Raw genomic sequence first — 26,221 nt, 5'->3', positions numbered from 1 at the left:
GGCGATTAACCCGCGCGACGTTCATCAAAGCTAAGGGCGATGAAGCTGGGCAGGTGATCGCCCATGCCGACAACGGCCGGGCCATGATCGTCCTTGCGGCCACGACCGCGACCTTTGGGTTCGCGGGGCTCGCGTTCTTTCTTGCCTTCGCTGCGCTTGCCTTCCGCTGCTTTGGCGGGCTTCTCGGCTTTCGGCTTCTCGGGCTTGGGTTCGTCCTTAACCGGATTGTCGAGGCGCGGAATTTCCTTCTGGATCAGCTTTTCAATCGCATCCAGAGCCTTTTCGTCACGACCCGAGCAGATCGTCACGGCCTTGCCTTCACGTCCGGCACGGCCCGTGCGGCCGATGCGGTGCACATAGTCCTCGGCATGGCCGGGGACGTCGAAGTTGAACACATGGCTAACCGACGGGATATCGAGACCACGCGCCGCCACGTCCGAGGCAACCAGCAGGCGCAGTGATCCATCGCGGAACCCGTCCAGCGTTTTCATCCGCTGCGACTGATCCAGATCGCCATGGATCGCGGCGGCATTGTAGCCATGTTTCTTCAGCGATTTCGCGCAGATATCCACATCTGTCTTGCGGTTGCAGAAGATGATCGCGTTCGTGCATTTCTCACCTTCGGCGTCGATCAGCGCGCGCAGAACTTTGCGTTTTCCGCTGGCCTCACGGTCACGACGACCGCCTTTGAACATCACCACGCCCTGTTCAATCGTCTCGGACGCGGTGGCCTGACGGGCGACCTCAATCCGCGCAGGGGCGGACAGGAAGGTGTCGGTGATCCGCTCAATCTCCGAGGCCATGGTAGCCGAGAAGAACAGCGTCTGACGCGTGAAGGGAGTTAGCGAGAAGATGCGTTCGATATCGGGGATGAAGCCCATATCCAGCATCCGGTCGGCCTCATCCACGACCATGATCTGCACGCCGGTCAGCAACAGCTTACCGCGTTCGAAATGGTCCAGAAGACGCCCCGGCGTGGCAATCAAGACGTCTACGCCCCGGTCGATCAGGGCCTCTTGCTCTTTAAAGCTGACACCGCCGATCAGAAGGGCCTTGGTCAGTTTCAGATGTTTGGAATAGGTGTCGAAATTCTCGGCGACCTGCGCGGCCAATTCCCGTGTCGGGCACAGCACCAGCGAGCGTGGCATCCGCGCACGGGCGCGACCGCGGGCCAGCAGGGTGATCATCGGCAGCGTGAAGCTTGCGGTTTTCCCGGTGCCGGTCTGGGCAATGCCCAATACGTCGCGCCCTTCAAGCGCTGGGGGAATCGCGCCTTCCTGGATCGGAGTGGGGGTTTCGTATCCGGCTTCCTCAATGGCTTTGAGGACCTTCGGGTTCAGGTTCAGTTCGGTAAACTTTGTCATATATGTCCGATTATTGCGGACACTTGACCTGGCCCGCGCGTCTGCGTCATGCCGGGTCAATCTGACCATGCGCACCATGCGCGTTTCGGCTTGAGGCGGGACATAACAAAAACGTGGGGCGGGGTCAAATGAACTGAAATCCCGACGGCGTCAACCGGCTGGAAATGGCATTTTTTGCAACAATTCAGCAGCTTCCGGGAAAGTGTTTCGCCACTTTTTCATCCAGATGCAACGGGCGGTGCCGGATCTGATCATGTGCCTCAAGCCGAGCACGGACGTCCGGGTCAGCGGCGCTGAGTTCATCGTAAAACGCCCGCAGCCCATCAAGGCCGCTGGAAGACTCGATCTGGCTGAATAGCTCGTTCTTGTTCAGACCGCCCTGATCGCGAGGCAGGTTCGGTGACATGCCGGGTTTGTACGAGCCACGCTCCATCCGGAAACGGTAGTGTTTGAACCAATGTTCCCAACTCAGGGCGTGATGGTGGCAGAGCTCCAGCCCCGGCAGCTCGAACTTGCAGGGCAGGAGGGTCTTGTCCTGAAACAGATTGTGGATGCGAAAACTCAGCTTTTTCAGGCCCGTGCGCACGATCAGTTTGCCCTGCACATGGCTGAGGAACCCTCCAAGCACATGGGCGCCATAGGTGGGATAGAGCGCCTGCACCAAAGCCTCGCGATCCGGGCTTTTGGGGATATGCGCTTTGTACAGGTCCTCGGCCCCCGCAATGGCCTCGATCGGTCGGACCCGAACGGCTGGGATGTCTGCGGGCACGGTATCCAGCCGCTCCGGGATGGGAGCGTCCGCCCACAGGAACTCATCCACATCAATATGCGCCAACCAATCCAGATCGGTTTTGCGATAGGTATAGCTGGCATGGGTGGATTGGCGCACTTGATGCTTGCCCGGCCGCGTCCGGTTCCGGCTTAGCCAGAAGGCGTCATCGCAGAGTGTCACCTGTACCTTCGGGTGCTGCTCCAACTGGTGCTGCGCCTCAGGGTTAGGTTCATCTAGATAGAGGTATAGCCGGTCGGCCCCCAGATCGAGGTGATGGGCCGCAAACCGCAGGATATCCAGCGCGGGTCCTCGCACCATGGAGACGACACCCCATGTGGTCATCGGCGCTGCATCCGGGCGAGACGGCGTTCGCGCATCTTTTTCAGGCGGCGAAAGACGGTTCCGGGGTCTTTCCTGACTTCCGACCTTTTTGTTGATCTGACTGGGTTTTTGGTTTGTTTTCAGGTGTGGTTGCTCAGAGGCGCGTTGTAGTGCCCCATTATTATAAAAAGTATTGACATGGGCCTTCAGATGGCTAACCTCTTCGCCCATGTTCATCCGCACCAAACATGACGCAAAGCTCAACCGCACACGGATCCAGATCGTTGAATCCGTCCGCACCGGCTCCAAGGTACGCCAGAAGATCCTGCGCCATGTGGGTGTGGCCCATAACGACAGCGAGATTGAGGATATCAAGCGTCTGGCGGGCCGCTTGATGGAGCAATTACGCATTGATCGCTCGCCGCAAATGGAACTGTTCACGCCCACGGAATATGCCGATCTGCAGGCGCTGGTGCGCCGCGCTCCGCGGCCGGACAAGCTTGGCGTTGATCTTGCCGAGTGCCGTGAGGAGGCGCGGGTCTCTCTGGGTCTGCGGGATGTCATGGGGACGATGTATGACCAACTGGGTTGGGGGGCCCTTCTGGGGGCGGCGCGTAAAAGTGCCAATCGCATTGTGAAAGAGCTGGTTATGGCGCGGATCGCACAGCCCGAGAGCAAGCGCGCGACCGTGGAGGCGTTGGAGAACCAGGCAGGCATCACGCTCAATCTGGACGTGGTCTATCGGAGCATGGATTACATCAATACGCCGGTGATAGACGGGATTTGCAAAACCTCTCACGCGGCGGCAGAGAAGTTGCTGGGCGGGCCAGTGACCGTGCTGTTCTACGATTGCACGACCCTGGCCTTTGACACCGAGCGCGAGGACCCGGCCGAGGATGCGGACGGGGTCGAGCAGGATCATCTTCTGGCCAAGGGCTTCAGCAAGGATGGCAAGCATCACCGCGCTCAGGTCATGCTGGCGCTGATCGTCACCTCCGATGGGCTGCCTGTGGGCTATGAACTCTTCCCGGGAAACACCTGGGAAGGTCATACGCTGGAAGCTGCGCTGAAGGCGTTGGAGGGACGCTTCGACGTGGCCAGGGTCACGTTCGTGGCCGATGCCGCCATGCTCAGCAAGGACAACCAGCAGATGTTGCAGAACAAGGGTCTGCCCTACATCCTCGGCTATCGCATGAAGTCCGCCCCGGCCGCCGTGAAGGCGAACATTTTGAGCCCGGAGGGACGCCAGCCTTGGGCTGGACACGGTTCTGAAGAGGCAACCGAGAAGGGCTGGTACAAGGTGATCGACCAGGAGGGAGCGCGGGTCATTGTGACCTGGTCACCCACCCGGGCACGCAATGATGCCCACAAGCGCGACAAGGCAATCGAAAAGCTGCACAAGAAGCTCAAGCGCTCTCGCAAACCCGGCAGCTTCAGCAGCCGGGGATATGGCCGCTTCCTGGCCTTCCCCGACAGCGGGGACGTCACGCTGGATGATGCAAAGATCAAGGCAGCGGCACAATGGGACGGGCTGCATGCCATTGTTGTTCATGGTGCGGACGAACTGGAGGCACAGGACGTCATTGCCCGCTATCACCAGTTGTGGGAGATCGAAGCCTGCTTCCGCACCAACAAGCACGATCTGAAAATCCGGCCCATCTATCACTGGTCGCCGCGTCGGGTCCGGGCCCATATCGCCATCTGCTACATGGCCTTCTGCTGCCTGCAGCACCTGCGCAAGCATCTGGACCTGCTCGGACACCCGATGAGCCCGGCTCGTATCCGCAACGAGTTGAACGCATTGCAGCTCTCGATCCTGCGCCACAAAGGCACCCCTGACCGCTACGGCATGCCAAGCCATGCCACGGTCGATGCCAGACGCATCCTCACCTGCGTCGGCCTGACCTGGAACGAAGCCCCTTTCAAGATACCCCCCGGGCGCACCCGAAAAACTGGCCAGACCAAAGCCTGAGCTCCCTCAACACTCCGAAACAATCGCTGGCGAAAAAAGTCCGTGTAGTGCCTTTTGGCAACCAAGGCATAATAATATCAATGACTTATACGAAAAAATGTCGGAAGTCAGGAGACGGCGTTCGCGCATCTTTTTCAGGCGGCGAAAGACGGTTCCGGGGTCTTTGTTCAGCTCTGTCATCAGGTGATCCGCCAGCGGGGCGATGGTGGGATCGGTCAGCGCCTTGGTCCAGATCGGCGCGATCAGCGACACGGCCAGCCCGCCGCGCTCCAGTGAGAAAGACTGCATTTGCAACGGCAGCGGGGCGGTGCTTTTGCCGCGAAACCAATGGGTTTCCTCCGGCCCGCGTTTGGAGAACAACCGTTCGAACTCATAGAGCTTCATCAGCCCGAACAGCATCCGCAGCGCATGACCAACCTCGCGTTGGGTCGGGGTGTCGCCGTGATCGGCAAAGGTTTGCACCGAGGAGACGAGCCAGCGCAGATCAAGCGCCTCAAGCAGATGCGGGGATTGCTCGGCCCAGAGCCGCCGGAACAAAGCGGGCGTGTGACGCGGGTAGGAGCGTTTGCGCAGATTGGCTATCAGCTGGGCGTTCAGGAAAGCCAATTCCGAATTGCCCACGAACTCGGTGGCGATCTTGGCACGCTTCTGGTCCCACGCCGTGGCATCTTCTCTTTCGGGGGCGAGGGTCGCGCGTTCCGGCACGATCTGCTGCGCCAGTGCATCCAGATCGACGTCCAAATCGGGTAGAGGGCGGGCGCCGAACGCAAAAGGCGCGCGCCTGTTTTCCAGGATCTCCAGCATGTCGGGCAGGCCGCCGGGAAAGGTCAGGTCGTCATCGCTCATGCGGGCAGAATTGCACAGCCGGGATTGGCTGTGCAATCAGGCAGTTGGATCACACCATCATCTCTTTGGTGGCCGTCAGGTTCAGTGCCGGATAGTCGCGCACGACCCGGTCGATATCCCATTGCAGACGGGTCAGATAGACTATGTCGCCATCATGGTCATGAGCGATGTGCTGTTTGTTGGCGTTGACGAATTTCTCGACCTCGGCCTTCTCACCGCTGACCCAACGGGCCGAGGTGAATTGAGACGCCTCGAACCGAACCGGCAGGCCGTATTCCATCTCGATCCGGCTGGCGAGCACTTCGAATTGCAGCGCGCCGACGACGCCCACGATAAAGCCCGAGCCGATCGAGGGTTTGAACACTTTGGCCGCGCCTTCTTCGGCAAACTGCATGAGCGCCTTTTCCAAATGCTTAGCCTTCATCGGATCGCCCGGACGGACGGTCTGCAGCAGTTCCGGTGCAAAGGACGGGATGCCGGTCACGCGGATCGCTTCGCCCTCGGTAAGCGTATCGCCAATGCGCAGCTGGCCGTGGTTTGGGATGCCGATGATATCGCCGGCCCAAGCTTCCTCGGCCAGTTCCCGGTCGGAGGCCAAAAACAGAACCGGGTTCGAAATCGCCATCGGCTTTTTCGACCGCACGTGGGTCAGCTTCATGCCGCGTTTGAAATGCCCCGAGGCCATACGCACAAAGGCCACTCGGTCGCGGTGCTTGGGGTCCATATTGGCCTGCACCTTGAAGACAAAACCGGCGACCTTCTTTTCGTCCGGGGAGATCTGGCGGGGCTCAGCCGATTGGATCTGCGGCTGCGGGCCATAGGCGCCGATGCCCTCCATCAGCTCTTTCACGCCAAATGAGTTGATTGCTGAGCCGAACCAGATCGGGGTCATATGCCCCTCAAGCACGGCTTGAGGGTCGAGCGCGGGTAGAAGCTCGCGCGCCATTTCGACCTCTTCCAGCAGCTTCTCCAGCAGGTGTTCGGGCACGTGTTCGGCCAGTTTGGGATCGTCCAAACCGTCGATCTGGATGCTTTCGGCCACTTTGTTGCGGTCGGCGCGGTCCATCAGTTCCAGCCGGTCACGCAGCATGTCATAACAGCCGATGAAATCGCGGCCCACGCCGATGGGCCATGCGGCAGGCGTGACGTCAATGGCCAGCATTTCCTGAATTTCGTCGATGATCTCGAACGTATCGCGGCTTTCGCGGTCCATCTTGTTACAGAAGGTCAGGATCGGCAGATCGCGCAGGCGGCAGACCTCGAACAGCTTTTGCGTCTGACTTTCGACACCTTTCGCACCGTCGATCACCATCACAGCGGCATCTACAGCGGTCAGTGTGCGATAAGTATCTTCCGAGAAATCGCTGTGGCCGGGAGTGTCGACAAGGTTGAACCGGAAGTCCCCATAGTCGAACGACATCGCCGAGGCGGAAACCGAGATACCGCGATCCTTCTCCATCTGCATGAAGTCCGATCGCGTACGCCGCGCCTCACCCTTGGCGCGCACCTGACCAGCCATCTGGATCGCACCCCCATACAGAAGGAACTTCTCGGTCAGCGTCGTTTTACCCGCATCCGGGTGCGAGATGATGGCGAATGTCCGACGACGAGCGATCTCGGGCGGCAATACGGGTTGGTTCGAGGCGGTATCAAGCATGAGCGCGCGTATAGGCGGGGAAACTCGCCGAAGCAAGACAAACGGGCTGGTTCGAATCGGTAAGCTGTGGCAAAGAGAACATATAGTGAACAAATTATGGGAGTGAACCAATGGAATTGAAAGAGATTGCGAACGAGCTTGTGGCCGGTTGCCGCGAAAACCGGACCGCCGAAAATCTGGGTAAACTCTACGCCGCAGATGCTGTCTCGGCCGAGGCGGTGGATGACGTTGGCATGGGGCGCGAGGTTCAGGGTCTTGATGCTATTCGCGGCAAACATGAATGGTGGGACAGCGCGACAGAGGTCAGCCATGTCTCGGTCAGCGATCCGATGCTGCATGGCGACGACCGCTTTGCTGTGATTTTCGAGATCAAAGGCAAGTTCATAGAAAGCGGTGAGAATTTCGATATGAGCGAAGTGGGTGTGTACCACGTGGCCGATGGCAAAATTGTGAGGGAAGAGTTCTTCTACTAGGGCCTGTTGAATTCTGGTCTTCTCTGTCTGGCTGGTGCTAGACATGCGCGTAACAACAGACAGAGGGGATCAGAATGGATCTTGGAATTCGCGGCAAGCGTGCGTTGGTGTGTGCCAGCAGCAAAGGGCTTGGGCTGGGCTGTGCCGAGGCGTTGGCTGAAGCAGGTGTGGATCTGGTGATGAATGCGCGTGGTGCTGAGGCGCTTGAAGCTGAAGCGGCGCGGTTGCGTGCGGACCATGGCGTCGCGGTTGAGACGGTGCCCTGCGATGTGACCTCAACCGAAGGTCAGGCGCAAGTGATCGAGGCGGCGCAAAGTGTTGATATTCTAGTCACAAATGCGGGCGGGCCGCCTCCGGGTTTGTGGTCGGACTGGGATCGTGAGGATTTCATCAAGGCACTGGATTCCAACATGCTGACGCCGATCGCTTTCATGAAAGCGCTGCTGCCAGGGATGATGGACAAAGGTTGGGGGCGGGTGGTGAATATCACCTCGCAATCCGTGCGCGCGCCGATCCCGGCTCTGGGGCTGTCTAACGCCGCGCGCACCGGGCTGACCGGCTATGTGGCCGGAACGGCGCGTCAGGTCGCCCCGCAAGGTGTGACGATCAACAACCTGCTTCCGGGTATCCATGACACCGACCGGGCCTTGTCGCTGGATACCGGTGTTTCCAACCAACAGGGGATTTCGCTGGATGAGGCCCGCGCGGCCCGGTCCGCCACGATCCCGGCGCGTCGCTACGGCACGCGTCAGGAGTTCGGCGCGGCCTGCGCTTTCCTGTGTTCTCAACATGCGGGCTTTATCGTTGGGCAGAACATACTGCTGGATGGCGGCGCAACCAATTTGACAATGTAGGAATGGCACAGAATTTCTCTCTGAAGGACCAATTGTTCAACATGGAAAAGACCCGCTATCTGGCGGGTTTGTTCCAGTCGGCGGACCCGGATTTCGACGCCGAGGCGTTCGAAGCGCAGGTCATGTCGCGCCTGTTGGACTTGGAACTGAAAGAGAGAATGGCATGGATCGCTGATTGCCTCCAGCAGTCCTTTCCGGGCGATCTGCCAGCGGTTGCGCCGGTGATCCTGCGCGCCTTGCCGCCGCCACTAGACCCCGGCAAGACGGATGATGATTTCGGCGATTTCATCTTTGCGCCTCTTGGGGATTGGGTTGTCGCAGTTGGGGCCGAGCATCCCGAGCTGGCGTTGGATATTCTGGAGGAACTCACACAGCGCTTTTCGATGGAATGGGCGATCCGCCCATTCCTGAACAGCCATCCCGATCTGGTCTTGGCGCGGATGCAACTTTGGAGCAAGCACGACAGCTATCATGTGCGCCGTCTGGTCAGCGAGGGCACACGGCCCCGTTTGCCATGGGGGCAGGCGGTGGGTCTTGCGCTGACCGATCCCTTGCTTTTGCTGGATGGTCTGCATCGGGACAAAACACGCTATGTGACGCGCTCGGTTGCGAACCATCTGAACGATATTACCAAAAAGAACCCGGATCTGGTTTTGGAATGCCTGCAGCGCTGGCGCGAGGCGGGTGAGCAAGAAGAGATAGAGCTTGAGTGGATGATCTCTCATACCCTACGCGGTCTTGTGAAGGCCGGGCATCCGGGGGCGATGAAGATGCTGGGCTATGACCCGGACGCGGACGTCACTGCAGACATTTCAGTGGACGGCGAGGCCCGGATCAATGGCGCGTTGGCGTTCTCGGTCGAGTTGAATGGGCCCGCTGATCAACCCGTTTTGGTGGATTATATCATTCACTTTCAACGCCCTAACGGAAAAACCTCAGTCAAGGTTCACAAGCTGAAACAGGCCGCGCTGAAGAACGGCGCGTTGCGTCTGGACAAACGCCACAAGCTCAAAGGCAATGCGACCACGTTCAAACTGGTGCCGGGAGCGCATCGGCTTGAGGTTCAGGTGAACGGAAAAATCCGCGCTGGTGTCGATTTCGAGCTGCTTGCGGAATAGCTGATCCCTTGCGCCGGACGGGCGGGGTTGCTATCCCCGCTCACGCCCGATGGAATTGATCGGGAAAGGCAACAGGACCCATCTGTGACAGGCAACACGACTCCTCCTCGCTTGGAAATTCGCAATATGATCCGCCGGTTCGAAGGCCGGGTTGTGGTGGATGACGTCTCGCTGACGGTCGAGGCTGGGCGGGTGACCTGCCTGCTTGGGCCGTCCGGGTGCGGCAAATCCACGACCTTGCGTATGATCGCCGGGGTCGAGATGCAGGATACAGGTGAGATCTATGTCGACGGCAAACTGATCTGCGATACGGTGTTCCGTGTCCCACCAGAACGTCGCGAGATTGGCTTGATGTTTCAGGACTTTGCCCTGTTCCCGCATCTCAGCGTGGCCGACAACGTGAGTTTCGGCCTGAAAGGTAGCAAGGATCTGAAACGTGCCCGGGTTGAGGAACTGCTGACCAAAGTCGATCTGATGCGGTTCATCGACGGGTTCCCGCATCAACTGTCCGGCGGCGAACAGCAACGGGTGGCTTTGGCGCGCGCTCTGGCCCCGCGTCCCCGGATCATGCTGATGGACGAGCCGTTCTCGGGCCTCGACAACCGTTTGCGCGACGGTATCCGGGACGAAACGCTGGCTATCTTGAAAGAGGAAGACGCCGCCGTTCTGCTAGTCACCCATGAGCCGGAAGAGGCCATGCGCATGGCCGACGAGATCGCCCTCATGCGGGGCGGCAAGATCGTGCAACAAGGCGCGCCGTACAATGTCTACACGCGGCCAGCGGACAAGGCGGCCGTCGCATTCTTCAGTGATGTCAACGTGTTGCAGGCGCAAGTGAATGGTGCCTTGGCCGAGACCCCGTTCGGACAGTTCCTGGCACCGGGCTTTCCGGACGGTACCGATGTCGAGATCGTTTTCCGCCCCCAGCACGTAAGGTTGGATTTCGACCGAAACGGCAAAGGGCCTTTGCCCACGGCCACAGACGGCGTCGCCGCGCGGGGCGTGGTTGAGCGCGCCAGGTTCCTGGGCAATGAAAGCCTGGTCGAGTTTCGGATGGACTATGACGGCTCGATCCTCAAGGCGACCGTTCCGAACGTGTTTGTCCCCGCGCCTGGGCGGGCGATGTGGCTGACCATCCGACGCGACCGCTGTTTCGTTTTCCCTAGATAGAGCGCAATTTCCCCGCAAGTGGTGCGCGAAAGCCGCAGATTGCGGGCCTGCATTGCTTGCCGCAACGCGGGGTCGGGTCTATCAAGGGCGAAACGCGGGGGTGGGACTGTCATGCGTATTCTGATTACCAATGATGACGGCATCAATGCGCCGGGGCTGATCACGCTTCAGGCGATTGCAAAGGATCTGTCCGGACCTGACGGTGAGGTCTGGGTCGTGGCCCCAGCATTCGAGCAATCCGGTGTCGGCCACTGCATAAGCTACACCCATCCCATGATGGTCGCCAAACTGGATGAGCGGCGATTTGCGGCCGAGGGCTCTCCGGCGGATTGTGTTTTGGCGGGCCTGCATGACGTGATGAAGGATTGCCCGCCCGATTTGGTGTTATCTGGTGTGAACCGGGGCAACAACTCGGCTGAAAATACGCTTTATTCCGGGACCGTTGGCGGCGCGATGGAGGCTGCTTTGCAGGGCGTGCCGGCCATTGCCTTGTCACAATATTTCGGCCCGCGCAATCTGGGGCTCGAGGATCCGTTCGAGGCCGCCAGTCGCTTTGGCGCCGATCTGGTGCGCCGGATTCTGGACGCGACCCCTGCAGATCAAGGCGACTACCGGCTGTTCTACAATGTGAATTTCCCGCCCGTTCCCGCCGACGAAGTTCTGGGCACCCGCGTTGCCCCGCAAGGGTTCCGCCGTGATACGCATTTCTCGGTTGAGCCACACAGCTCGCCCTCGGGGCGGCGGTTTCTGTGGATCAAGGGCGGATACCAGCACAACCCGACCGCGCCCGGCACGGACGCGGCGGTCAATCTGGAAGGCTATATCTCGGTCACGCCGATGCGCGCGGATCTGACCGCGCATGACACGCTAGAGGCATTGAAGTCGATCGAATGAGTGGACTGGACCCAGAAACCGTCATGCAGTTCCTGTTCGCCCTGCGTAAGCGAGGCGTGACCGATGCGCGTGTTCTGGCCGCGATGGAGGCGGTCGACCGGGGGCGCTTCGTCACCGGCCTGTTCGCCGACCGCGCCTATGAGGATATGCCGCTGCCTATCGCCTGCGGTCAGACGATCAGCCAGCCGTCGGTGGTGGGGTTGATGACACAGGCACTGGATGTGCGTCCGCGTGACACTGTTCTCGAGATCGGGACCGGGTCGGGATATCAGGCGGCGATCCTCGCGAAATTGGCGCGTCGCGTTTACACGGTTGAACGGCACAGGCGGCTTGTTAGCGAGACCGGCAAGCTGTTTGCCGAACTGGGGCTGACCAATGTCACGTCGATGCTGTCGGATGGCTCGTTCGGTTTGCCGGAACAGGCACCCTTTGATCGAATCATCGTGACCGCCGCGGCCGAGGACCCGCCAGGCCCGCTCTTGGCGCAGCTGAAAATCGGGGGTATCATGGTGCTACCCGTCGGGCAGTCGGATGCGGTGCAGCAGTTGATTAAGGTGACGCGCACCGAGACCGGTTTGGACTATGATGAATTGACGTCGGTTCGGTTCGTGCCGTTGCTTGAAGGGCTTGGCAAGGACGAGACGTAACAGGTTTTTTGGAATGGATCGCCGGAACCCCGGATAACAGGGGCAGGTGTTGAGGACAAAAGTCATGAGAGCAGTTACCAAATCAACGATGCGCCGTTGTGCGACAGGAGTTGCGGCTCTGGCCATTCTGGCCGGGTGCGAGGGGCCGTTGGATTACGACCTGCGCGGACAACTCGGCGGGTTTTCCACCACGGATGCCGCGCAATCCGCCACCACCAGCCGCCCTACGCCCGACGCGCGCGGGGTGATCACCTATCCGAACTATCAGGTCGCCGTGGCACGCCGGGGCGATACAGTGCGCGACGTGGCGGCCCGGGTCGGCTTGCCCGAAGGTGAGTTATCGCGGTTCAACGGTTTGCAGACAACCGACACGCTGCGCGAGGGCGAGGTTCTGGCCCTACCGCGATCTGTTGGCGCGTCAAGCGGCGTGGATATTGCCTCAATCGCTGGAAACGCCATTGATCAGGCCCCGGATACGGGCGGCGTGCAGACGACGGTGCTGAAGCCAGTCGAACCTGCGCCAACACCTGCGCCGGTCGCTTCTGGTCCGGAGCCGGTGCGTCACAAGGTGAAGCGGGGCGAGACGGCCTTTACCATCTCGCGCCTCTATCAGGTGCCGGTTGAGGCTTTGGGAGAGTGGAACGGGTTGGGCCCGGATTTCGCCATTCGTGAAGGGCAGTACCTGTTGATTCCGGTCAAGAACCAGGCCGCTCCGCGTCAGGCGGCGGCAGCGGCTCCGGTCGCTGCGACCGAGGTGACGCAGCCGGGGCAGGGTTCTCCGACACCGACACCGCCGAGTGCGACCCAGCCGCTACCGGATGAACAGGTCGCGCCGCTGGCCGAGGCGCCCGAGGCGCCGGATGTCACAGCCGAAGCGCCCACCAGAAGTTCCGGCAATTCCGCGCTATCCTTGCCGGTCGCGGGCAACATTATCAGAACCTATGATAAGGGTAAGAACGAAGGCATCGACATCGCAGCCGCACCGGGTACGTCGGTCACTGCAGCCGAGGCAGGTACCGTAGCTGCGATTACCGCAGATGCCGATCAGGTGCCGATCATTGTTGTTAAGCATAACAATGACTTGCTGACGGTATATGCCAATGTTGAGGATATCACCGTCAAGAAAGGTGATCGCGTGCGGCGGGGGCAGAAACTGGCGGAACTGCGCGGCGGCGACAATGCTTATGTGCATTTCGAAGTTCGCAAAGGCTTTGAGTCGGTTGATCCTGAACCTTATCTGCGGTGACCAGAATGACCCGTTCCGGGCCATGCCTCCGGCGGGGATATTTGTGGCCAGATGAAGGGTGGATCACCCGTGTGGATCGAAGTCGCTCAGGCGTTTTCCCGGCTCGTCTGTGAAAAGCTCGGGCAGGGGGGTGACGGTTTCGATCAGGTCGATGCGAAAGACGCGAAAGCCGTTGCGCAGTTCGCACCATGCAGTGAGGGTCCAGACACGGCCCCAATACTCCATATGGAGGGGGCGGATGGTGCGTTCAGTCAGGGCGCCGTCGATGCGGCGGTAGGACAGGTGCAGTTTCTGGCGGGTTTTGATGGCGGCGCGGAGCGGGGCCATATGTGCCAATCCGCGCGCGGCATCGGCGAAGGGGTAGACCGCAAATTTCCAAGTATCGGCCTCGGCTACGACCTGCATGGGCAGGACGGCGTCGATCTTTTCCGCCAGTGACTCGGCTGCGGCTTTAAGGTCTGGGTCAGCCGCCTCGGAGACGATGGCCATCCCGAGGTTCAGCGCCTCAAGCTCGGCCGTGGTCAGGTTGAGTGGGGGCAGGGTGATCTGCTCTCGCACCATGTAACCCACGCCTCGTTCGCCTTCGACGGGAACGCCCGAGGCGACCAATGTGTCCATATCGCGATAGATCGTGCGGACCGACACCTCGAGCCGGTCCGCGATGTCCTGCGCGCGGTGTAGTCTGCCGTCGCGCAGGATTTGAATGATGTCGAACAGGCGATCAGTGCGGCGCATGATACGCCGTTCCGACCTGCGTCAAGTCATGTTCCATAGCACTGCCTCATGCCGCATCTGCAGGCTTTCCGGGTTGATGGCCGCCATCAGGGCCGGCGCAAACTCCTGCTGCGGAAATTCTGCGGCGGCCGTCTGAGCAGCGTTCATATCTTGCCAAACGACATAGTCCGTCCAGCGGCCGTCTTCCCCTTGGCTGAGGTGGCGGTGGGCAAAGCCGGGTGCTGCGCGCACGAAGCTCTCGGTCGATTGGCTGAGTTTGACGAAGGCCTCGGGTGAGGTGCCCTCGGCCAGGGTGAAGGTGACGATTTCGGCGACATGGGTCATGTGTTTCTCCGTTGACCAGGTTGCAATACCGCTGTCCTAGCCTGTTACAACTGACATAAACCTGTCAGTTGAGAAAAGCGAGAGCCATGAATCCGCAAGATCACATCAAATTTGCCGCCCGAATTGGCTCGGCCACCTTTTGAGAACGCGGCTTGCCGCGTAAACACGGGGTCAGACAAGGGTTCAGGCGCAGTGCGCCTTTGAGAAGGAGAATAAACATGCTCAACAATATCGGACTTCCCGGCCTGCTGCTGATCGCTGTTGTGGTGCTGGTGCTGTTTGGCCGCGGCAAGATTAGCTCGCTTATGGGTGAAGTGGGCAAGGGCATCACCTCGTTCAAGAAAGGCGTCAAGGAAGGCGCGGACGAGCTGGAGCAGGACGCAGCGGAAGTGGCCAAGGACGTCACGCCCGAAACCGAGAAAGACAAGGTCTAAACCCAGATGTTTGATCTGGGCTGGACCGAGCTTCTGGTCATCGGCATCGTTGCCCTGATTGTGGTGGGGCCAAAAGACCTGCCCGTGCTGTTTCGCAATGTCGGGCGGTTTGTCGGCAAGGCTCGCGGGATGGCGCGTGAATTTACCAGCGCTATGAACGAGGCCGCGGATCAGGCCGGTGTGAACGAGATCAAGAAGGGTCTGAACGCGGCCACGAATCCCGTAAACAGCGCGATGGACGGTGTGAAAAAGGCCGCTCAGGATCTGAGCAGCAGCATCGACCCCACCAAGTTCGATCCTGAAAGCGAAACGGGCAAGCTGGCGGCTGAGCGGGCTGAACAGGCCAAGAAGATTCAAGCCACCTCCGCCCGCGCCACAGCCGAGCGCAAGGCCAAAGAAGCCGCTGATGCGCTGGCCAAAGCCGAAGAGGCCGAAGCCGCGCTGAACACTGAGAACAAGACATGAGCAAGACCGACGAAATCGAAGACAGCTCGGCCCCGCTGATCGAGCATCTGGCCGAATTGCGGACACGGCTCATTCACTGCGTCGTGGCGTTTCTGATCGGTATGATCATCTGTTTCACGGTTGCGACGCCTCTTTTCAACTTCCTGACGCATCCTTTGTGTGAGGTGTTGAATGAGCGTGGGCAGGATTGCGGGCTGATCTTCATCTCGCCGCAGGAAGGCTTCTTTGTTGCGATCAAGGTGTCGCTGCTAGGGGGCTTCATTCTAGCGTTCCCCTACATCGGGATGCAGATGTGGCGCTTCGTTGCTCCGGGGCTATATAGGTCCGAGAAGAACGCTTTCTTGCCGTTCATGTTGGCCTCGCCCTTCATGTTTCTTTTAGGGGCAAGCTTCGCCTTCTACGTTGTCACACCTTTGGCCTATGACTTTTTCCTCGGGTTCCAGCAGTTCGGCGCTGAAGGTGAGGCCGTCGTGGATGGCGCCACCGCCGCACCGCTTAGTGTGGTGTTCCAAGGCTCCGCTCAGGAATACCTGAACCTGACAATCAAGTTCATCGTGGCCTTCGGGTTGTGTTTCCAACTGCCCGTGTTGCTTACGCTGATGGGCAAGGCGGGGCTGGTCACGGCTGAGGGGCTGGGTAGTGTCCGTAAATACGCGGTAGTCGCCATTCTGGTGCTTGCTGCGCTCGTGACGCCTCCCGACGTGATCACACAGATCATTCTGTTCGTAGTGGTCTACGGCCTTTATGAGGTGTCGATCTTCCTTGTGGCGCGGGTTGAGAAGAAACGCGAAGAACAACTCCGCGCGGATGGCTACTATGATGACGAGGCCGAAGCGGATGAGGACCTGATGCAGGAAGAAGACGGGAAGTAATCTCTTGCTGTTCCCAAGACAGGCGCGCCATGACTGGCGCGCCTTTTTCGTTGGAACCCCTTGTTGCCAAAAGCCGAACGTGGTTTGACACCGTTGGAATATGACCCCGGAGGCCACCATGGATACCCAAGCCCTGAACCGTATCGCCGACGCTTTAGAGCGGATGGCTCCGGCTCCTCTGGCTGCTCCGGACTTCAATGCCGCGCCGGCCTTCGTCTGGCAGGTTGAGCCTGACCGGCTTGAGCCTGTCCCTCAGGTCAACCGCGTTGATCTGGACCTGCTGGTCGGCATAAACCGTTCACGCGATACGCTGTTGGACAACACAAGGCGCTTTGCGGCGGGGTACAAGGCCAACAACGCACTGCTTTGGGGCGCGCGAGGGATGGGCAAATCCAGCCTCGTAAAGGCCGTCCATGGCACGCTGCAAACCGAGCACGCAAACCTGAAACTGGTCGAGCTTCAGCGCGAAGACATGAGTTCGGTCGCGCGGCTGTTGAACCACCTGCGCGCCGCACCGCACCGGTTCATCCTGTTCTGTGATGACCTGTCGTTCAGCCATGACGACCAGCACTACAAATCGCTCAAGGCTGTGCTGGACGGCGGCATTGAAGGCCGCCCAGAAAACGTGGTGTTTTACGCCACCTCGAACCGCCGCCACCTGATGCCCCGGGACATGATCGAGAACGAACGCTCCAGCGCCATCAACCCGTCGGAAGCCGTCGAAGAAAAGGTCTCTCTCTCCGACCGTTTTGGGTTGTGGCTGGGCTTCCACCCCTGTGACCAGGACGAATACCTGGCCATGATCGACCGCTACTGCGCCGCCTACAATGTGTCGGTCGACCCGGACACCCTGCGCGCGGATGCTATCGAATGGCAGGCGACGCGCGGGTCACGCTCGGGCCGTGTTGCGTGGCAATTCTTCGTCGATCTCGCCGGGCGCAACGGCGTCCATATCGCGTGATACCAGCTTCATCTGGCTAAAAATACCTCCGCCGGAGGCATGGTCCAAAGGACCATTCCCTACAACCGCGCAAGAATCCGAGCCGCCTCATCCGCTGTGCTGGACAGCACATCGCGATCCTCACCGGGGTGAAACCGCGCGCGCACGGCTGTAGGCATCGGGGCAGGCTCCAAAATCGACACTTTGGGTCCTGTCCTTTCCGTCTCAACCTGCCAACTGCGCGCCAGAGCCATCTGGGCGGCCTTGGTGGCGCCGTAGATACCATAGAACTTTTCGCCCGCTTTGGGATCATCAAAGAACACGGCATGCCCGGCCTCACCCAATAGAGGCGTCACATAAGGGATCAGAACCGAAGTGGCATTGGCGTTGGTGTTCATCGCCTTTGCCCACTCTTTGGGATCAACGAAATGCGCCGGTGTGAGGGCCGAGGTGTGGACGGCCGTGTGCAGCCACAAATCCACTTTGCCCCAGCGGTCATGAATGCCCCGGCACAGGGTGGCCATCGCGTTTGGATCGGTAATGTCCATGGGCGCAAGGGTAGCCGAACCGCCCTTGGCCTTGATCCGGTCGTCTAGCTCTTCCAGCCCGCCGGTGGTGCGGGCGACGGCGACGATGTGATACTCGGGGGCCAGTGCTTCGGCCAGGGCAGCGCCCAACCCGCGAGAGGCCCCGGTGACAAGGGCAATTTTGGTGGCAATTTTGGTCTGATCGGTCATGGCAGCGGTTTGAACGCCCACGCTCGGGTCGTCAAGAGGGCGCTAGCCCCCCGGAATTCCAATCCGGCGAGTCTGGCCGCTTTGTCGCAGCATGATCCCGTGTTCATCAATAGCTACGACCGTCCCCGAGGCCACGCGGCTGCCTGGCTTGACCTCTTTTACACGTCCCGAAGACAGGCGCATCAACGCGCGCAGGTCGGCTTTCGGGCCAAAGACACCCAGAACCGAGACCGAATTTCTTTTTAACGCGCCCCGCTGCGTGGCCGCGCTTTTGACATTGGCATTTGGCATTTTCTGCGGCTCGAACCCGGTTCGAACCCCTTGTGTGAGTGGTGGTGAAGAGCTGCTTACCAAACCGCAAAGTAAATCAAAAGATCACCCCGCTCGCACGAGATCACGGCGGGGTGAGGCGGCCAGAAGTCTTTGCAATCAGGCCATTCCTATCGGCAAAATCCAGCCCAAGCCGTGGCGATGCCCATGGCCTGCGTTGTTTTCTGATTCGCGTTGTCTCTTTAGCCCGACGCCAGTTTCGCCGCGTTCCACGACCCGCCAACAACCTGCATGTCTTCGCGCTTTTTGCTGACGCGGGTGCTGTTTTCGAGACTGTCGAGATAGTCACCGCTGACACTGCCGGTGATGTAATTTCCGTCAAAGCAGGAACAGTCGAACGCCTCGATCTCGGGGTTGCCTTCTTTGGCGGCCCAGATCAGATCGTCGAGGTTCTGATAGAACAGAGCATCCGCACCCAGTTCTTCGCGAATCTCTTCGATCTCTTTTCCGTTGGCGATCAACTCATGCTTAGTAGGCATGTCGATGCCATAGACATTGGGGTATTTCACCGGGGGCGAGGCGCTGGCGATGTAGACCTTCTTGGCCCCGGCCTCACGACACATCTGAACAATCTTCTTTATCGTATTTCCGCGCACGATCGAGTCGTCGATCAGCAGGACATTGTGGTCCTTGAACTCCAGCGGAATGGCGTTCAGCTTGCGGCGCACGGATTTCTGCCGCTCTTCCTGACCGGGCATGATGAAGGTCCGGCCGACATAGCGGTTCTTTACCAGACCTTCGCGATAGGGGATGCCGGTGATCTTGGCAGCCTCAAGTGCCACGGGGCGGGCGCTGTCGGGGACGGGAATGATGCGGTCGATCTGAAGACCCGAGTCCTGGATCTGGTTGGCCAGCGTTTGCCCCATACGCATCTGGGTTTTGTAGACCGAGACGCCGTCCAGCAGGGAGTCCGGACGGGCGAGGTAGACATATTCGAAGATACAGGGCGTCAGCTTGCCTTCGACGGCCTGAAACTCGTGCATGTTGCCGTCCAGATCAATCAGGATGGCCTCGCCCGGGTTCAGGTCACGGATCTTGGTAAAGCCGTTGATGCCAAAGGCCACATCCTCAGAGGCGAAGGCGTAGTCATTGCCATCGCCCTCGGTCTCGCGGATTGCGACCGAAAGCGGACGAATGCCGTGCGGGTCGCGGAAGGCCAGCATGCCCACACCTGCAACAAGGCAGATGACCGAGTAGGCACCCTGTACACGCTCCATCGTCATCTTCACGCCGGCAAAGATGTTGCGAATGGGTTCGGCATTGCCATTCACCTTGATCGCGTCGGCCACCTTGTCGGCCAGAACGTTCAGCAGGATCTCGGAATCTGACGTGGTGCGCAGGTGACGGCTGTACTTTCCGGTGACTTTTTCGCGTTGCTCGGCGGTGTTGGTGATGTTGCCGTTATGGACCAGATAAATCCCGTAGGGCGCGTTGACGAAGAATGGCTGCGCCTCGGACGCGCTGAGCGACCCAGCAGTGGGATAGCGCACATGGCCCATTCCAACCTTGCCCAGAAGCGTTTCGGCATCCGTCGCGTTGAACACGTCCTTGACCAGACCGTTGGCTTTTTTCTCGCGAAAGAACTCACCGTTGTATGTGACGATCCCCGAGGCATCCTGACCCCGGTGCTGCAGCATCAGCAGCCCGTCATAGATTTCCGCAAACACATCATGTGTCCGGCTTGCGATCCCCAAAATCCCACACATTTACGGGCTCCAATTACTATGACGTTTTGACGAGAGGGTTGAGTGACGGCCGGATAGGGAGGGGTCTTACCGTTCGTATCTTGCAGGCCAGACGGTGCATTATCACCGCATTGCAGGCAGATGAACATTGAAAGGACAAACCCGACAGCTCCGATTCCGTGGCAGTTTGGCCTCCACATACTGCCTTAGAACGCGGCTGTCATCAAAGGATCACATTTCTATAGGCCGCAGTTCCGGTTTCTTCAGTTGCGGCGTGGTGACATATGAATTCATTTGTGCTGACATATGCATAATTTCATCGCGGATCTTTTCGGGGTGGGGGCCAGAATGTGGCAGGAACGCTCACCATACAAGAAAGATGAGCCGCCCAAAAGGCGCTGCCATCGGTGCCGCGGCATGGGGCGTGCGCCGTGCCCGATCTGCAATGGGGCAGGTGAAATGGTCAAAATCCGTGATATTCTGGGTAAACCGATTTCCAGCCGCTGTGATGGCTGTTTCCTGACTTCCGACCTTTTTGTTGATCTGACTGGGTTTTTGGTTTGTTTTCAGGTGTGGTTGCTCAGAGGCGCGTTGTAGTGCCCCATTATTATAAAAAGTATTGACATGGGCCTTCAGATGGCTAACCTCTTCGCCCATGTTCATCCGCACCAAACATGACGCAAAGCTCAACCGCACACGGATCCAGATCGTTGAATCCGTCCGCACCGGCTCCAAGGTACGCCAGAAGATCCTGCGCCATGTGGGTGTGGCCCATAACGACAGCGAGATTGAGGATATCAAGCGTCTGGCGGGCCGCTTGATGGAGCAATTACGCATTGATCGCTCGCCGCAAATGGAACTGTTCACGCCCACGGAATATGCCGATCTGCAGGCGCTGGTGCGCCGCGCTCCGCGGCCGGACAAGCTTGGCGTTGATCTTGCCGAGTGCCGTGAGGAGGCGCGGGTCTCTCTGGGTCTGCGGGATGTCATGGGGACGATGTATGACCAACTGGGTTGGGGGGCCCTTCTGGGGGCGGCGCGTAAAAGTGCCAATCGCATTGTGAAAGAGCTGGTTATGGCGCGGATCGCACAGCCCGAGAGCAAGCGCGCGACCGTGGAGGCGTTGGAGAACCAGGCAGGCATCACGCTCAATCTGGACGTGGTCTATCGGAGCATGGATTACATCAATACGCCGGTGATAGACGGGATTTGCAAAACCTCTCACGCGGCGGCAGAGAAGTTGCTGGGCGGGCCAGTGACCGTGCTGTTCTACGATTGCACGACCCTGGCCTTTGACACCGAGCGCGAGGACCCGGCCGAGGATGCGGACGGGGTCGAGCAGGATCATCTTCTGGCCAAGGGCTTCAGCAAGGATGGCAAGCATCACCGCGCTCAGGTCATGCTGGCGCTGATCGTCACCTCCGATGGGCTGCCTGTGGGCTATGAACTCTTCCCGGGAAACACCTGGGAAGGTCATACGCTGGAAGCTGCGCTGAAGGCGTTGGAGGGACGCTTCGACGTGGCCAGGGTCACGTTCGTGGCCGATGCCGCCATGCTCAGCAAGGACAACCAGCAGATGTTGCAGAACAAGGGTCTGCCCTACATCCTCGGCTATCGCATGAAGTCCGCCCCGGCCGCCGTGAAGGCGAACATTTTGAGCCCGGAGGGACGCCAGCCTTGGGCTGGACACGGTTCTGAAGAGGCAACCGAGAAGGGCTGGTACAAGGTGATCGACCAGGAGGGAGCGCGGGTCATTGTGACCTGGTCACCCACCCGGGCACGCAATGATGCCCACAAGCGCGACAAGGCAATCGAAAAGCTGCACAAGAAGCTCAAGCGCTCTCGCAAACCCGGCAGCTTCAGCAGCCGGGGATATGGCCGCTTCCTGGCCTTCCCCGACAGCGGGGACGTCACGCTGGATGATGCAAAGATCAAGGCAGCGGCACAATGGGACGGGCTGCATGCCATTGTTGTTCATGGTGCGGACGAACTGGAGGCACAGGACGTCATTGCCCGCTATCACCAGTTGTGGGAGATCGAAGCCTGCTTCCGCACCAACAAGCACGATCTGAAAATCCGGCCCATCTATCACTGGTCGCCGCGTCGGGTCCGGGCCCATATCGCCATCTGCTACATGGCCTTCTGCTGCCTGCAGCACCTGCGCAAGCATCTGGACCTGCTCGGACACCCGATGAGCCCGGCTCGTATCCGCAACGAGTTGAACGCATTGCAGCTCTCGATCCTGCGCCACAAAGGCACCCCTGACCGCTACGGCATGCCAAGCCATGCCACGGTCGATGCCAGACGCATCCTCACCTGCGTCGGCCTGACCTGGAACGAAGCCCCTTTCAAGATACCCCCCGGGCGCACCCGAAAAACTGGCCAGACCAAAGCCTGAGCTCCCTCAACACTCCGAAACAATCGCTGGCGAAAAAAGTCCGTGTAGTGCCTTTTGGCAACCAAGGCATAATAATATCAATGACTTATACGAAAAAATGTCGGAAGTCAGGAGTTTGGCCTCCACATACTGCCTTAGAACGCGGCTGTCATCAAAGGATCACATTTCTATAGGCCGCAGTTCCGGTTTCTTCAGTTGCGGCGTGGTGACATATGAATTCATTTGTGCTGACATATGCATAATTTCATCGCGGATCTTTTCGGGGTGGGGGCCAGAATGTGGCAGGAACGCTCACCATACAAGAAAGATGAGCCGCCCAAAAGGCGCTGCCATCGGTGCCGCGGCATGGGGCGTGCGCCGTGCCCGATCTGCAATGGGGCAGGTGAAATGGTCAAAATCCGTGATATTCTGGGTAAACCGATTTCCAGCCGCTGTGATGGCTGTTTCGGTTTGAAAACCACTCGCTGTACGGTCTGCGGGGGTGAGGGGTTCGTTCAATGAAAAAAGCCCGGCGCTAGGCCGGGCCTTTCGAATAACATTCTGTATGAATTAGCTGTCGGTGGTTTCCGCAGCAGGGGCCGCGTCGCCTGCGGTGCAGCTGGCCACCAGCTCTTCGTATTGTGCCGTGACCCAACCCAGCGCTGCCTCGGGGTTTTGTTCTTCGATCTGGGTGCTGAACTGTTCGAACACCTTGGCCGAGCGGCTTTCGTCTACAAGCGTGTAGGACTGGCCGGTCATCACGGTGTCGTAGACAAAGAACGCGATAGCGACCAGCAGGATGCCCCGCGCTATGCCGAAGAAGAAGCCAAGCGCCTGATCCAGACCGCCCAGTGCCGACCGTTGCACCAGCGATGAAAATAGCGGCGTGAAGATGCTGACGATGATCAGGGCGATTGCAAACACGGCTGCAAAGCCGGTGATTACCGATAATTCGCAGCTGTCACGCAGGAAGTCTCCGACCACCGGGATTTCTTTGACCAGCGGCACGGCCTGCGGTGCGAAGATGAATGCGAGGACAGCTGCTGCCACCCAACCCGCGATGGCAAGAACCTCGCGCATGAAACCGCGCGAATAGGCCAGAATGCCTGACAGCACGATGATCAGGGCCACAACCCCGTCAATAATTGTAAAACCTTCCATGGCCCTCGCCTGTTCTTTTTCTGCCCCTCAGGGCCGGACTTTAACCTGCTCCGAAGGTTTCGCCAACAAACCCAACCAAATCAGAGGGTCGGGTGAGTGTCAGACCTGCCACAGTACCGGTTTTGCCGCCCGCCGGAGCGATTGCCGATGTGAAACCAAGTTTTTGTGCTTCTTTCAACCTGTTTTCGGTCTCCTGACTTCCGACCTTTTTGTTGATCTGACTGGGTTTTTGGTTTGTTTTCAGGTGTGGTTGCTCAGAGGCGCGTTGTAGTGCCCCATTATTATAAAAAGTATTGACATGGGCCTTCAGATGGCTAACCTCTTCGCCCATGTTCATCCGCACCAAACATGACGCAAAGCTCAACCGCACACGGATCCAGATCGTTGAATCCGTCCGCACCGGCTCCAAGGTACGCCAGAAGATCCTGCGCCATGTGGGTGTGGCCCATAACGACAGCGAGATTGAGGATATCAAGCGTCTGGCGGGCCGCTTGATGGAGCAATTACGCATTGATCGCTCGCCGCAAATGGAACTGTTCACGCCCACGGAATATGCCGATCTGCAGGCGCTGGTGCGCCGCGCTCCGCGGCCGGACAAGCTTGGCGTTGATCTTGCCGAGTGCCGTGAGGAGGCGCGGGTCTCTCTGGGTCTGCGGGATGTCATGGGGACGATGTATGACCAACTGGGTTGGGGGGCCCTTCTGGGGGCGGCGCGTAAAAGTGCCAATCGCATTGTGAAAGAGCTGGTTATGGCGCGGATCGCACAGCCCGAGAGCAAGCGCGCGACCGTGGAGGCGTTGGAGAACCAGGCAGGCATCACGCTCAATCTGGACGTGGTCTATCGGAGCATGGATTACATCAATACGCCGGTGATAGACGGGATTTGCAAAACCTCTCACGCGGCGGCAGAGAAGTTGCTGGGCGGGCCAGTGACCGTGCTGTTCTACGATTGCACGACCCTGGCCTTTGACACCGAGCGCGAGGACCCGGCCGAGGATGCGGACGGGGTCGAGCAGGATCATCTTCTGGCCAAGGGCTTCAGCAAGGATGGCAAGCATCACCGCGCTCAGGTCATGCTGGCGCTGATCGTCACCTCCGATGGGCTGCCTGTGGGCTATGAACTCTTCCCGGGAAACACCTGGGAAGGTCATACGCTGGAAGCTGCGCTGAAGGCGTTGGAGGGACGCTTCGACGTGGCCAGGGTCACGTTCGTGGCCGATGCCGCCATGCTCAGCAAGGACAACCAGCAGATGTTGCAGAACAAGGGTCTGCCCTACATCCTCGGCTATCGCATGAAGTCCGCCCCGGCCGCCGTGAAGGCGAACATTTTGAGCCCGGAGGGACGCCAGCCTTGGGCTGGACACGGTTCTGAAGAGGCAACCGAGAAGGGCTGGTACAAGGTGATCGACCAGGAGGGAGCGCGGGTCATTGTGACCTGGTCACCCACCCGGGCACGCAATGATGCCCACAAGCGCGACAAGGCAATCGAAAAGCTGCACAAGAAGCTCAAGCGCTCTCGCAAACCCGGCAGCTTCAGCAGCCGGGGATATGGCCGCTTCCTGGCCTTCCCCGACAGCGGGGACGTCACGCTGGATGATGCAAAGATCAAGGCAGCGGCACAATGGGACGGGCTGCATGCCATTGTTGTTCATGGTGCGGACGAACTGGAGGCACAGGACGTCATTGCCCGCTATCACCAGTTGTGGGAGATCGAAGCCTGCTTCCGCACCAACAAGCACGATCTGAAAATCCGGCCCATCTATCACTGGTCGCCGCGTCGGGTCCGGGCCCATATCGCCATCTGCTACATGGCCTTCTGCTGCCTGCAGCACCTGCGCAAGCATCTGGACCTGCTCGGACACCCGATGAGCCCGGCTCGTATCCGCAACGAGTTGAACGCATTGCAGCTCTCGATCCTGCGCCACAAAGGCACCCCTGACCGCTACGGCATGCCAAGCCATGCCACGGTCGATGCCAGACGCATCCTCACCTGCGTCGGCCTGACCTGGAACGAAGCCCCTTTCAAGATACCCCCCGGGCGCACCCGAAAAACTGGCCAGACCAAAGCCTGAGCTCCCTCAACACTCCGAAACAATCGCTGGCGAAAAAAGTCCGTGTAGTGCCTTTTGGCAACCAAGGCATAATAATATCAATGACTTATACGAAAAAATGTCGGAAGTCAGGAAAAAAGCCCGGCGCTAGGCCGGGCCTTTCGAATAACATTCTGTATGAATTAGCTGTCGGTGGTTTCCGCAGCAGGGGCCGCGTCGCCTGCGGTGCAGCTGGCCACCAGCTCTTCGTATTGTGCCGTGACCCAACCCAGCGCTGCCTCGGGGTTTTGTTCTTCGATCTGGGTGCTGAACTGTTCGAACACCTTGGCCGAGCGGCTTTCGTCTACAAGCGTGTAGGACTGGCCGGTCATCACGGTGTCGTAGACAAAGAACGCGATAGCGACCAGCAGGATGCCCCGCGCTATGCCGAAGAAGAAGCCAAGCGCCTGATCCAGACCGCCCAGTGCCGACCGTTGCACCAGCGATGAAAATAGCGGCGTGAAGATGCTGACGATGATCAGGGCGATTGCAAACACGGCTGCAAAGCCGGTGATTACCGATAATTCGCAGCTGTCACGCAGGAAGTCTCCGACCACCGGGATTTCTTTGACCAGCGGCACGGCCTGCGGTGCGAAGATGAATGCGAGGACAGCTGCTGCCACCCAACCCGCGATGGCAAGAACCTCGCGCATGAAACCGCGCGAATAGGCCAGAATGCCTGACAGCACGATGATCAGGGCCACAACCCCGTCAATAATTGTAAAACCTTCCATGGC

At 59.4% G+C, this 26,221-nt stretch carries 25 protein-coding genes and 1 pseudogene; 14 read left to right on the top strand and 12 right to left on the bottom strand.

Annotated features, from left to right (window positions below; translation table 11 throughout):
• Nucleotides 1-5: 5 nt before the first annotated feature.
• Nucleotides 6-1,364 carry a DEAD/DEAH box helicase gene (locus ACOERD_RS03740; RefSeq protein ID WP_419738091.1) on the bottom strand — a complete coding sequence of 453 codons (1,359 nt, stop codon included), beginning with the start codon at nucleotides 1,362-1,364 and terminating at the stop codon, nucleotides 6-8.
• A gap of 184 nt (nucleotides 1,365-1,548) precedes the next feature.
• Nucleotides 1,549-2,694: a glycosyltransferase family 2 protein gene (locus ACOERD_RS03735; protein ID WP_419738090.1), complete on the bottom strand. Its 1,146-nt coding sequence runs from the start codon at nucleotides 2,692-2,694 to the stop codon at nucleotides 1,549-1,551.
• On the opposite strand from ACOERD_RS03735, the gene ACOERD_RS03730 reads away from it, so the two are divergent.
• Nucleotides 2,687-4,429 carry an IS1634 family transposase gene (locus tag ACOERD_RS03730; RefSeq protein WP_419737624.1) on the top strand — a complete coding sequence of 581 codons (1,743 nt, stop codon included), beginning with the start codon at nucleotides 2,687-2,689 and terminating at the stop codon, nucleotides 4,427-4,429. The genes ACOERD_RS03735 and ACOERD_RS03730 overlap by 8 nt on opposite strands.
• Before the next feature lie 6 nt (nucleotides 4,430-4,435).
• Here the strand turns inward: ACOERD_RS03730 and ACOERD_RS03725 are convergent, their stop codons facing one another.
• Both ACOERD_RS03725 and ACOERD_RS03720 read right to left on the bottom strand, forming a co-directional pair.
• The gene (locus ACOERD_RS03725; RefSeq protein WP_419738089.1) at nucleotides 4,436-5,275 is read right to left on the bottom strand and encodes a hypothetical protein; all 840 of its coding nucleotides are present in this window, start codon (nucleotides 5,273-5,275) and stop codon (nucleotides 4,436-4,438) included.
• A 49-nt stretch (nucleotides 5,276-5,324) separates the two neighbouring features.
• Nucleotides 5,325-6,932, bottom strand: a complete 1,608-nt coding sequence (locus tag ACOERD_RS03720; protein WP_209253758.1) for a peptide chain release factor 3 — start codon at nucleotides 6,930-6,932, stop codon at nucleotides 5,325-5,327.
• A 110-nt stretch (nucleotides 6,933-7,042) separates the two neighbouring features.
• On the opposite strand from ACOERD_RS03720, the gene ACOERD_RS03715 reads away from it, so the two are divergent.
• From ACOERD_RS03715 to ACOERD_RS03685, 7 genes are all read left to right on the top strand, one after another.
• Entirely contained in the window at nucleotides 7,043-7,405 is a 363-nt protein-coding gene (locus ACOERD_RS03715) for a nuclear transport factor 2 family protein (protein WP_170373896.1), read from the top strand.
• 74 nt (nucleotides 7,406-7,479) lie between these two features.
• Nucleotides 7,480-8,259, top strand: a complete 780-nt coding sequence (locus tag ACOERD_RS03710) for an SDR family oxidoreductase (protein WP_419738088.1) — start codon at nucleotides 7,480-7,482, stop codon at nucleotides 8,257-8,259.
• Between the two features lie 2 nt (nucleotides 8,260-8,261).
• Nucleotides 8,262-9,377 carry a hypothetical protein gene (locus ACOERD_RS03705; RefSeq protein ID WP_419738087.1) on the top strand — a complete coding sequence of 372 codons (1,116 nt, stop codon included), beginning with the start codon at nucleotides 8,262-8,264 and terminating at the stop codon, nucleotides 9,375-9,377.
• A 126-nt stretch (nucleotides 9,378-9,503) separates the two neighbouring features.
• A complete protein-coding gene (locus ACOERD_RS03700) occupies nucleotides 9,504-10,547 on the top strand; it encodes an ABC transporter ATP-binding protein (protein ID WP_419738086.1) in 1,044 nt (347 codons plus the stop codon).
• 111 nt (nucleotides 10,548-10,658) lie between these two features.
• On the top strand, nucleotides 10,659-11,441 hold the full coding sequence (surE, locus tag ACOERD_RS03695; protein WP_419738085.1) for a 5'/3'-nucleotidase SurE: 783 nt from the start codon (nucleotides 10,659-10,661) through the stop codon (nucleotides 11,439-11,441).
• Complete coding sequence (locus ACOERD_RS03690; protein WP_170373891.1) at nucleotides 11,438-12,088, top strand: protein-L-isoaspartate(D-aspartate) O-methyltransferase; 651 nt, start codon at nucleotides 11,438-11,440, stop codon at nucleotides 12,086-12,088. Before surE ends, ACOERD_RS03690 begins: the two co-directional genes overlap by 4 nt.
• Before the next feature lie 64 nt (nucleotides 12,089-12,152).
• On the top strand, nucleotides 12,153-13,334 hold the full coding sequence (locus ACOERD_RS03685) for a peptidoglycan DD-metalloendopeptidase family protein (RefSeq protein WP_419738084.1): 1,182 nt from the start codon (nucleotides 12,153-12,155) through the stop codon (nucleotides 13,332-13,334).
• Nucleotides 13,335-13,397: 63 nt separating this feature from the next.
• Here ACOERD_RS03685 and ACOERD_RS03680 read toward each other — a convergent pair whose 3' ends face one another.
• Together ACOERD_RS03680 and ACOERD_RS03675 are read right to left on the bottom strand one after the other, a co-directional pair.
• Nucleotides 13,398-14,069: a helix-turn-helix transcriptional regulator gene (locus ACOERD_RS03680; protein WP_419738083.1), complete on the bottom strand. Its 672-nt coding sequence runs from the start codon at nucleotides 14,067-14,069 to the stop codon at nucleotides 13,398-13,400.
• A gap of 21 nt (nucleotides 14,070-14,090) precedes the next feature.
• Complete coding sequence (locus tag ACOERD_RS03675; RefSeq protein ID WP_170373888.1) at nucleotides 14,091-14,393, bottom strand: hypothetical protein; 303 nt, start codon at nucleotides 14,391-14,393, stop codon at nucleotides 14,091-14,093.
• Nucleotides 14,394-14,611: 218 nt separating this feature from the next.
• Here ACOERD_RS03675 and ACOERD_RS03670 point away from each other — a divergent pair, with 218 nt between their 5' ends.
• From ACOERD_RS03670 to ACOERD_RS03655, 4 genes are all read left to right on the top strand, one after another.
• Nucleotides 14,612-14,827, top strand: coding sequence for a twin-arginine translocase TatA/TatE family subunit (locus tag ACOERD_RS03670; protein WP_170373887.1), 216 nt, complete (start codon nucleotides 14,612-14,614; stop codon nucleotides 14,825-14,827).
• A 6-nt stretch (nucleotides 14,828-14,833) separates the two neighbouring features.
• On the top strand, nucleotides 14,834-15,292 hold the full coding sequence (gene tatB / locus ACOERD_RS03665; protein WP_170373886.1) for a Sec-independent protein translocase protein TatB: 459 nt from the start codon (nucleotides 14,834-14,836) through the stop codon (nucleotides 15,290-15,292).
• Nucleotides 15,289-16,164, top strand: coding sequence for a twin-arginine translocase subunit TatC (gene tatC, locus ACOERD_RS03660; protein WP_170373885.1), 876 nt, complete (start codon nucleotides 15,289-15,291; stop codon nucleotides 16,162-16,164). The genes tatB and tatC overlap by 4 nt, the downstream gene beginning before the upstream one ends.
• Nucleotides 16,165-16,282: 118 nt before the next feature.
• Nucleotides 16,283-17,125, top strand: coding sequence for an ATP-binding protein (locus ACOERD_RS03655; RefSeq protein ID WP_419738082.1), 843 nt, complete (start codon nucleotides 16,283-16,285; stop codon nucleotides 17,123-17,125).
• A gap of 59 nt (nucleotides 17,126-17,184) precedes the next feature.
• Here the strand turns inward: ACOERD_RS03655 and ACOERD_RS03650 are convergent, their stop codons facing one another.
• The 3 genes from ACOERD_RS03650 to ACOERD_RS03640 all read right to left on the bottom strand — a co-directional run bounded on the left by ACOERD_RS03650 (nucleotide 17,185) and on the right by ACOERD_RS03640 (nucleotide 20,519).
• On the bottom strand, nucleotides 17,185-17,841 hold the full coding sequence (locus ACOERD_RS03650) for an SDR family NAD(P)-dependent oxidoreductase (protein ID WP_419738343.1): 657 nt from the start codon (nucleotides 17,839-17,841) through the stop codon (nucleotides 17,185-17,187).
• 512 nt (nucleotides 17,842-18,353) lie between these two features.
• Nucleotides 18,354-19,877 (bottom strand): amidophosphoribosyltransferase, encoded by a 1,524-nt coding sequence (gene purF / locus ACOERD_RS03645; RefSeq protein WP_419738081.1) that lies wholly within the window; start codon nucleotides 19,875-19,877, stop codon nucleotides 18,354-18,356.
• Nucleotides 19,878-20,219: 342 nt separating this feature from the next.
• On the bottom strand, nucleotides 20,220-20,519 hold the full coding sequence (locus ACOERD_RS03640; RefSeq protein WP_419738080.1) for a hypothetical protein: 300 nt from the start codon (nucleotides 20,517-20,519) through the stop codon (nucleotides 20,220-20,222).
• Between ACOERD_RS03640 and ACOERD_RS03635 the strand changes: the two genes are divergently transcribed.
• Entirely contained in the window at nucleotides 20,512-22,254 is a 1,743-nt protein-coding gene (locus tag ACOERD_RS03635; protein ID WP_419737624.1) for an IS1634 family transposase, read from the top strand. The genes ACOERD_RS03640 and ACOERD_RS03635 overlap by 8 nt on opposite strands.
• Before the next feature lie 549 nt (nucleotides 22,255-22,803).
• On the opposite strand, the gene ACOERD_RS03630 is transcribed toward ACOERD_RS03635, so the two are convergent.
• Together ACOERD_RS03630 and ACOERD_RS03625 are read right to left on the bottom strand one after the other, a co-directional pair.
• A complete protein-coding gene (locus ACOERD_RS03630; RefSeq protein ID WP_170373879.1) occupies nucleotides 22,804-23,394 on the bottom strand; it encodes a CvpA family protein in 591 nt (196 codons plus the stop codon).
• 40 nt (nucleotides 23,395-23,434) lie between these two features.
• Nucleotides 23,435-23,587: pseudogene (locus ACOERD_RS03625) on the bottom strand (DNA repair protein RadA); the annotation flags it as partial.
• Between the two features lie 136 nt (nucleotides 23,588-23,723).
• Between ACOERD_RS03625 and ACOERD_RS03620 the strand changes: the two are divergent.
• Complete coding sequence (locus ACOERD_RS03620) at nucleotides 23,724-25,466, top strand: IS1634 family transposase (protein WP_419737624.1); 1,743 nt, start codon at nucleotides 23,724-23,726, stop codon at nucleotides 25,464-25,466.
• Nucleotides 25,467-25,627: 161 nt separating this feature from the next.
• Here ACOERD_RS03620 and ACOERD_RS03615 read toward each other — a convergent pair whose 3' ends face one another.
• Entirely contained in the window at nucleotides 25,628-26,218 is a 591-nt protein-coding gene (locus ACOERD_RS03615; RefSeq protein WP_170373879.1) for a CvpA family protein, read from the bottom strand.
• Nucleotides 26,219-26,221: the final 3 nt, after the last annotated feature.

The sequence above is a fragment of the Ruegeria sp. genome (genome assembly GCF_965199275.1).
In the GTDB taxonomy this organism is placed as follows: domain Bacteria; phylum Pseudomonadota; class Alphaproteobacteria; order Rhodobacterales; family Rhodobacteraceae; genus Ruegeria.
Note: the sequence above shows the minus strand (reverse complement) of the source record. Positions and strands in the feature narration are given on the sequence as shown.